This window comes from uncultured Planktosalinus sp. (genome assembly GCF_963973675.1).
In the GTDB taxonomy this organism is placed as follows: domain Bacteria; phylum Bacteroidota; class Bacteroidia; order Flavobacteriales; family Flavobacteriaceae; genus Planktosalinus.
The window spans coordinates 1-8,626 of the sequence record NZ_CAXBAN010000074.1 but is presented as its reverse complement, the minus strand read 5'-3'; the positions used below and the strand labels follow the sequence as shown (position 1 = coordinate 8,626).

Annotated in this window: 5 protein-coding genes; 4 read left to right on the top strand and 1 reads right to left on the bottom strand. The window is 35.9% G+C overall.

Annotated elements, in window-relative coordinates; translation table 11 throughout:
- Positions 1-213 precede the first annotated feature (213 nt).
- From AACY61_RS04485 to AACY61_RS04470, 4 genes are all read left to right on the top strand, one after another.
- On the top strand, positions 214-1,959 hold the full coding sequence (locus AACY61_RS04485) for a T9SS type A sorting domain-containing protein (RefSeq protein WP_339610390.1): 1,746 nt from the start codon (positions 214-216) through the stop codon (positions 1,957-1,959).
- Between the two features lie 103 nt (positions 1,960-2,062).
- The gene (locus AACY61_RS04480; protein ID WP_339610389.1) at positions 2,063-2,665 is read left to right on the top strand and encodes a hypothetical protein; all 603 of its coding nucleotides are present in this window, start codon (positions 2,063-2,065) and stop codon (positions 2,663-2,665) included.
- 363 nt (positions 2,666-3,028) lie between these two features.
- A complete protein-coding gene (locus AACY61_RS04475; RefSeq protein ID WP_339610388.1) occupies positions 3,029-4,006 on the top strand; it encodes a ribonucleotide-diphosphate reductase subunit beta in 978 nt (325 codons plus the stop codon).
- A 117-nt stretch (positions 4,007-4,123) separates the two neighbouring features.
- On the top strand, positions 4,124-6,541 hold the full coding sequence (locus AACY61_RS04470) for a ribonucleoside-diphosphate reductase subunit alpha (RefSeq protein WP_339610387.1): 2,418 nt from the start codon (positions 4,124-4,126) through the stop codon (positions 6,539-6,541).
- An 83-nt stretch (positions 6,542-6,624) separates the two neighbouring features.
- Here AACY61_RS04470 and AACY61_RS04465 read toward each other — a convergent pair.
- On the bottom strand, positions 6,625-8,626 hold a 2,002-nt coding region (locus AACY61_RS04465), incomplete at its 5' end, for an inorganic phosphate transporter (protein WP_339610386.1).

Genomic DNA, 8,626 nt, shown 5'->3' with positions numbered 1-8,626 from the left:
TAATAAATGAAGCCACAATCAAAATTAGCCACCTTACTACAGAGATATTTTTTTCAGCAAACTTTATTGGTAGGAATGGCTTCATTTATTACGTATTTGCAAACCAGGACAAAAGTCAATATAAAGCTTTAAAAATGAGTTACAAAAGTTGCCTTGAACTAATACTATGAATTCAACCTTTTTAAAAAGTTATTTAAACTAAAATTAAATGCCATGAAAAAAACAATTTTACTTTTTATACTAATTATTCTAAGCAGTGTCAGTTTATCCCAGGTTCAAAATATTGATACAGAAATCACTGGAGGTATTGAACCATCAAGTGTTGAAAAAACACAACTTTTAGAAGCTTTATATGAGGAAGCAAAACAATTACAAGAAAACCCACAAACCACCGTTCAAGAAATGGAATTAAACAGACTTGCTATTCAAAACGCCTGGGCTGAGGTTAATCCAGATATCGCAGCTTTATATAAACCGGTGGAAAATGGTGGAAAATTACCTGAAATAGAAAAAAACATGGCTTTTAACGGTGTTTTTGTTCCGGCGCAAATTAAACAACGAGAAGAGCCTATTTCAACAAAAGATTGGGCAACAGATAAACTCCTTCTCGATGACTGGGTGGATGGAGGAATAGATTTGGAGGTAACTCACCAAGGACATATTTACATTTCACATTATAAAAATGACATTGCTTTTGGAGGGCCATTTGACATTATCTATATACATCGCTCTCTCGACGGCGGAAACACCTTTGAACTATGGAAAACAGCAAACATTACTTCTCCAATTACGCGTGCAAAATTAATTTCTATTGACGGTTCAGGATCAACCTGGAACTATATAAATTTATACTTTTTAACAGAAACAAATAATTTTCAAATGCTTAAATGGGGCATTGAAGACAACAGTTTTGTAGCAACCACGATTGCATCAAATGTAAACTATTTTGATGTTGATAGAAACTATAATTCAAATACAGACTTGCAGCGTGTTTTTGCTGTTTATGATAAATTAAATTCAGGAGGATGTCACAGGCTTTACAGTGCTCGTACAACAAATGGCACCTATGGATTTAACTGGGTAGATGAAGCAATAGTTCAAAATACCTGCAGTGTAGATGTGAGTGTAGCCTATGGACATAACGGGTCTATCTATACATCACATCTCGGTCAAAATGTCAATGTTTTATACTATAATGCAAATAATAACTACAATGACCCGGCTTCTTGGAGTCCTAGATTAACTATTGAAGACAATCCAAACTTTAATACAAAAGAAGCAACAATTATTGCTGAAAGAAACGCTGCTCCCAACGACCTTGTAAATATTATAACAAACACAGAAATTTCAGGCGAAAATTACACGCAAGCCTATTGGATAGAAAACAATGTTTTAACGCTTGATGATATAATATTATACGGTGCATCAGATTTTGAATTTAGATTACCGGATCTTTGGATAAAAAGGCAGTCCGGGCATACAGAAATTTCTATTTCTGTTGGTGTAGATGAAGTAGGAGCAAACAATAAAGTATATGTTTTAAAACTTGGCTCAGAGGGCCAAGTGATTTCAGATAGTGGGAATAATGTTTTTCCGAGAATTTCAACCGCTGTGGCAGAAACCTCTGATGGCCTGCCTTGTGTCGCTTTTGCTGGAACCTCCGGGACTACTGGAAGAGGCCTATATTTTGACGCTGAAACAGAGCTTTTGAATACAGAAAGTGTTGAAAATAAGCAGTTCATTCTCTACCCAAACCCAGCGATGGATAAAATTACAATACAAGCCACAAATTTGATAGATACCATAGAAATTATCAATAATTTAGGTCAAAAAATCAGGCAATTGAACCCCGATAAAAACTTGGTTGAAATAGATGTAACAGACATTCATGTGGGTATATACTATCTAAAAATCACCTCAGACAACTTCACAACTACAAAAAAATTTCAAAAAAAATAAAGTTGTTGTTCATTAAAAAAGGTGTGTGGGGATGCACCTCTTTTATAATCTTAGAATATTTTTTAAATTTACTTAACAGTATAACAAACAAATCCAAAAACCCATGAAAAAAGGAATTCTATTTTTTGCAATAATAATGTTTCTCTCTGCCTGCAAAGACAATCCAGTAGTTAAAAAAGCAAAAGAAGCAAAAGACAATGTTGTAAATACCAACAATATCATCAAAGAGTCGACAAAAATACAGGATGATATAAAAAAACTTTCCGAAACAACCCCATTATCAAACGATGAAATGAAAAGCTGGTTGCCAGATGAAGTTGACGGAATGAAAAGAACAGCCTTCAAAACAGGAGCAATGGGAATGATGAAAATTGCCTCAGTTGAAGCCACATACAGCACTGAAGAAAAAGGCAAATCATTCAAAATCGAAGTTATAGACGGAGCCGGTGAAATGGGAGCCATGGCAACGGCGGGTTTAAGAATGGCTTTCTCAACAGAATTTGAAGAAGAGGACGAGTTTAAATCTAGAAAAACAGTAACCAAAAATGGTATTAAAGCAATAGAAGAGTTTGACAAAAGAAGAAACCGGTCTGTAATTCAATTAATGCAAGACAATCGATTTTATGTAAAAGCCACAGGAAATGATATGAAAATTGATGACTTGTGGAATCTAATTGACGAAATTGATTTGGATAATTTGGGATAACTCAATATAACTTATGTTTAATAAGTCGTCTTTATGGCGACTTTTTTTGTTTAAATCAACTCCTTTTTAAGAGCCTTTTTTAAAATCAAAAAGTGTGCTTAACACCGTACAATTAAGACTTCACGGCACTAGCATACAGACTGTTGATAAGGCCAATAAAAAAAAATTAAAACACAGTAAATCAAAGTGTTAATCGTTAATTTTAACAAAATATCATGAACGCTCATTAGTTTGTGTGTTGAAAACTTTGTTGACAACGTTTACAAAAATCCCTTTCAAAATCAATAGTGATTTTCCATATTTGTTAGTCCCGACACTAATCAAAAAAAGCAGAGTTAAAACCCATAAAAAAGAAATGAAATTATGAATGCAGCAGAGCCCATTTTAACCGATAACCCAGGACGATTTGTTATTTTTCCAATACAACACCATGATATATGGGAATGGTACAAAAAAAGCGAAGCCAGTTTCTGGACCGCAGAAGAAATTGACCTTCACCAGGACATGACTGACTGGAACAACAAACTGAATGATGATGAACGCTACTTTATAAAACACATTTTAGCATTTTTTGCTGCATCAGATGGGATTGTAAATGAAAATCTGGCCGAAAACTTTGTAAATGAAGTTCAATACCCGGAAGCAAAATTCTTTTATGGTTTTCAAATCATGATGGAAAACATCCACTCTGAAACCTATTCACTTTTGATAGATACTTATGTTAAAGATGAGGTAGAAAAAGACAAGCTATTCAACGCCATTGAAAACTTCCCGGCCATCAAAAAGAAAGCAGATTGGGCATTAAAATGGATTGATTCTGACTCATTTGCAGAGCGATTAATAGCCTTTGCGGCCGTTGAGGGCATTTTCTTTTCAGGTGCTTTCTGTTCAATATTTTGGCTGAAAAAACGCGGGTTGATGCCTGGGCTCACTTTTTCCAATGAATTAATTTCACGTGATGAAGGCGTGCATTGCGATTTTGCCGTACACCTGCACAATCACCACCTCAAAAATAAAGTTTCCAAAGAACGCATTCGGGAAATCATCATAGATGCCTTGAATATTGAGCGTGAGTTTATAACAGAATCACTTCCGGTAAGTCTTATCGGAATGAATTCAAAGCTAATGACCCAGTATCTTGAGTTTGTAACTGACAGACTTCTGGTAGAATTGGAATGTGAAAAAGAATACAATGTCAAAAACCCATTTGATTTTATGGAAATGATTTCCCTGCAGGGAAAAACAAACTTCTTTGAAAAACGCGTGTCTGAATATCAAAAAGCCGGGGTGACAAACAAGGACAAAGAAACCAATAAAATTAGCTTTGACGAAGACTTTTAGAAGCTAGTTAAAGAACAATAAATTAAAATTAAATAAGAAAATAATTGCGTTTTTACCAAAATGCAACAGGATTGTTTTCTCGAAAAATTAACCTCCCAACTAAAAGCGATAAAAATTATGTATGTAGTAAAAAGAGACGGCAGAAAAGAACCCGTGATGTTTGATAAAATCACATCGCGCGTTAAAAAAATGTGTTACGGACTCAATGAACGTGTTGATCCTGTAAAAGTAGCCATGAGGGTTATTGAAGGCCTATATGATGGCGTGACCACTTCAGAACTTGATAATCTTGCAGCAGAAATTGCCGCAACCCTCACCATTTCACATCCTGATTATGCGAAGCTCGCAGCTCGTATTTCGGTGTCAAACCTACATAAAAACACCAAGAAAACCTTTTCTGAAGTAATGACAGACCTCTATGAGTATGTCAATCCAAGAACAGGAAAAAAAGCCCCGATGGTAAGTGATGAGGTTTATGAAGTCATTCAAAAAAATGCCGATGAACTCAACTCAGCCATCATTTATAATCGTGATTTTAATTACGATTACTTTGGATTTAAAACACTGGAAAGATCCTATCTGTTAAAAATAAACGGAAATGTTGCAGAACGACCTCAACATATGCTCATGAGGGTTTCAATTGGTATCCATCTTAACGACCTAGAGGCCGCTAAAGAAACCTATGAGTTGATGTCTAAAAAATATTTTACACACGCTACACCCACGCTTTTTAATTCGGGAACCCCGAAACCACAAATGTCTTCTTGCTTTCTGTTAACAATGAAGGACGACAGCATCGATGGTATTTATGACACCTTAAAGCAAACAGCCAAAATATCACAATCTGCCGGTGGAATTGGGTTGTCAATTCATAACATTAGAGCCACCGGATCATACATAGCAGGAACGAACGGAACTTCAAATGGAATAGTACCTATGTTGCGAGTTTTTAATGATACCGCACGCTACGTAGACCAGGGAGGCGGAAAACGCAAAGGATCTTTTGCTATTTATGTAGAGCCCTGGCATGCTGATATTTTTGATTTTCTGGACCTAAAGAAAAATCACGGTAAAGAAGAAATGCGCGCCCGCGATTTGTTTTATGCCATGTGGATACCAGATTTGTTTATGAAACGAGTGCAGGAAGATGCCAGCTGGACTCTGATGTGCCCTAACGAATGTCCCGGTCTTTATGATTGCCATAGTGAAGAATTTGAAAACAAATATTTAGCGTTTGAAGAAGCAGGAAAAGGCCGAAAAACAATCAAAGCAAGAGAACTTTGGGAAAAAATACTAGAGTCGCAAATTGAAACCGGAACTCCATACATGCTCTATAAAGATGCAGCAAACAGAAAGTCAAACCAAAAAAACCTGGGAACCATTCGCTCTTCTAACCTTTGTACAGAGATTATGGAATACACTTCTCCCGATGAGGTTGCTGTTTGTAATCTAGCCTCTATTGCCTTGCCAATGTTTATAAAAAATGGCGAATTTGACCACAAAGAATTATTCAAGGTTACAAAGCGTGTTACCAAAAACCTGAATAAAGTAATTGACCGAAACTATTATCCTGTAAAAGAAGCCGAAAATTCCAATATGCGCCACAGACCTATTGGATTGGGGGTGCAAGGTCTTGCTGATGCCTTTATATTGCTGCGTATTCCCTTTACCAGTGATGAAGCAAAAAAGCTAAATCAGGAAATTTTTGAAACTTTATATTTTGCAGCAGTCACAGCTTCTATGGAAGAGGCCAAAATAGAAGGCCCTTACCAATCTTATAAAGGATCTCCTATTTCTCAAGGAGAGTTTCAACACAACCTATGGGGAATCAAGGATGAAGAACTCAGCGGTCGATGGGATTGGGGAAAACTTCGCAAAGAAGTCAAGAAAAACGGAGTGAGAAATTCATTGCTGGTTGCACCAATGCCAACAGCCTCAACCTCTCAAATCCTTGGTAATAATGAAGCTTTTGAACCATACACCTCAAATATCTATACGCGTAGAGTGCTTTCAGGGGAGTTTATTGTAGTAAACAAACACTTGCTTGAAGATCTTGTAGAGCTTGGGCTTTGGAATGAAGACCTAAAACAGGAAGTAATGCGGGCAAACGGCTCCATTCAGCACATAGAAGAAATCCCGCAAGACTTAAAGGAACTTTACAAAACAGTTTGGGAATTGAGTATGAAAGATATTATTGATATGTCGCGTCACAGAGGATATTTTATAGACCAATCACAATCGCTCAATCTGTTTATGGAAAACGCCAATATGGCAAAACTGACTTCAATGCACTTTTACGCCTGGAAAAGCGGTTTAAAAACAGGAATGTATTATTTGAGAACAAAGTCTGCCGTTGATGCTATTAAATTTACTTTAAACAACGAAAAGAAAGCAGTACCTCAACCCAAAGAAACTGTTGTTGAAGGTGTTCATAATGTAAATGAAAAACCCATGAGCCCACAGGAATTAAGGGAGTTATTGGCTAAATCTAAAAATACTGATGAAGATGATGACTGTTTGATGTGTGGGTCATAAATTTTAGTTTTGAGTGTTTATAATGAAAAAGGGTGGTGTAAAATTTACACCACCCTTTTTTTAATTTACTTAAATACCACCACCTATAGCATATCTTTCTTCTCAATTTCACTTGCTTTTTTGTATTCAATGAAATAAAGTTCTAGCATTTCTATTGTGGAAACAATTATATCTTTTGTTTCCAGAAGAAGCGTAAAGTACAATGTTGTGTTTTTCGAGCTTGATTCCGGGTCCTTGGTTCTGGCAATTTGTTTTTCAATTTGAGCTGAAACTTTGTTTAAGAGATTTTGTTTTTCATTTAATATAATACCTAGATTTTCTAAAGACTTATTGTCAAATTCTTTTTTAATTCTACTAAAAAGCTCCAAGAGTTCAGCCTCTATCTCCTTAAGGTCTTTAATTTGATTGAACTTAAGACCTTTGTGGTTATTTTTTACATGTTTTAAGCTTACCTTGGTAATTAACTCTAGTGATTGGGTGATGTCTTGTAAATGGTCTTGAGCCAACAAATAAAACCTGCTTGCACCCACATCATGACCCTGAAGGTTTTTAATGTAAAAGAAAATGTGGTCTTTTAACTCTTCTACTTCATCATCAAGTTTTGCAGTATATTTTTTAGCGTTCTTCAGTTTTTTAATGTTTTGCTTTGCCAAACCTTCAAGTGTGGCTGAGTAAACTTTACCTGATCTTTTGATAATGGTTGAGACGTTGCTTGAGCTTTCTTCAATAATTCCTTTAATGGATGTGCTTTCTGCTCTTCTCAACAACTCATCTTCTTTAAATTCAGCAGCGGCTTTTTTACCTTTGATGTATGTTCTCAAGATAAGGATAAAGGCAATCGCAAACAATACAATAAGTGAAACCTCACCAACGGTGAAAATAATGAAGGCCAATGTTGCTGCGGTTAAAGAAGCTGCTATTGCAGTCATAAACCAACCACCAATAACATTGAGAACTCCGGCAACTCTGTATACCGCACTATCACTACCCCAAGCCCTGTCTGCTAATGAAGTACCCATGGCAACCATAAACGTTACATAGGTTGTTGATAGAGGTAGTTTTAAAGAGGTTGCGAATGATATCAGCAGGCTAGCTATCATTAGGTTTACAGCAGCCCTTATCATGTCAAATGCAGGAGCTTCTATTTGTTTTTCATAGATATTAGGCTCTACTTTTTTAAATCTTTTTTCAATGGATTCATTGATCCTCTTAGGAAGAATTTTTGTAATTCCTGCATTTAAAACCATTGAAGCTCTTACTAGTTGTTGTGACAATAAATTAGCTTGAAATCGCTCTTTTCCTTCATCCTGCCTTGATAAATCAACTGAGGTTTTTAATACTCTTTGCGCTTTTTCAGAGAACCATAAAGTCAACACCATTATGAGACCTGATATTAAAAGCAAGTAAATTGGCGTACTAACTTTGTTGGCTAGTACGGTCATTTCATATTGATCAGCAGCTATTCCTGAGGCAGTCCACGCTTCCCAGCCTTGAAAAGCAGCAATGGGAACACCCACAAAATTGACCAGGTCGTTTCCTGCAAAAGCCATAGCCAGTGCAAAGGTTCCTAATACAATAATTAGCTTATAAACATTTAACTTAATCAGAATGTTTAATAAAAAGGAAATAATAGTCCACATGATAAAATTGTACAATAGGAATAACCACATATTATCATTGGCCCATACTGTTAATTGATCAGGCAGTATAGCTGTGCCCTTTAAACCTTTGATAATGATAAAGTAAAAAATAGCCGTGATGCCAATTCCTCCAAAAATAGCAGGAACAATTTTTGGCTTTTTTTCAAAGTTAAAACTCACGAGATATCGGGTTATATACTGAACAATAGCACCCACCACAAAAGCAATTCCCACAGACATTAGAATTCCGACAATGATTTCAAGCGCTTTTGCGCTATTTATATAATTTCCTAGGGTTGAAAAACTTTCATCATTGTTGTAAATTTTTAGTAATGAAACAGCTATAGCAGCCCCTAACAGGTTAAATATAATGGAGACTGTAGTTGAAGTTGGCATTCCCAGAGAATTGAAAAACCCCAGAAGTAAAATGTCACCAATCATAACA

Coding starts and splice junctions, on each gene's coding strand:
- AACY61_RS04485 (WP_339610390.1), top strand. CDS start 214: ATGAAAAAAACAATTTTACTTTTTATACTAATTATTCTAAGCAGTGTC.
- AACY61_RS04480 (WP_339610389.1), top strand. CDS start 2,063: ATGAAAAAAGGAATTCTATTTTTTGCAATAATAATGTTTCTCTCTGCC.
- AACY61_RS04475 (WP_339610388.1), top strand. CDS start 3,029: ATGAATGCAGCAGAGCCCATTTTAACCGATAACCCAGGACGATTTGTT.
- AACY61_RS04470 (WP_339610387.1), top strand. CDS start 4,124: ATGTATGTAGTAAAAAGAGACGGCAGAAAAGAACCCGTGATGTTTGAT.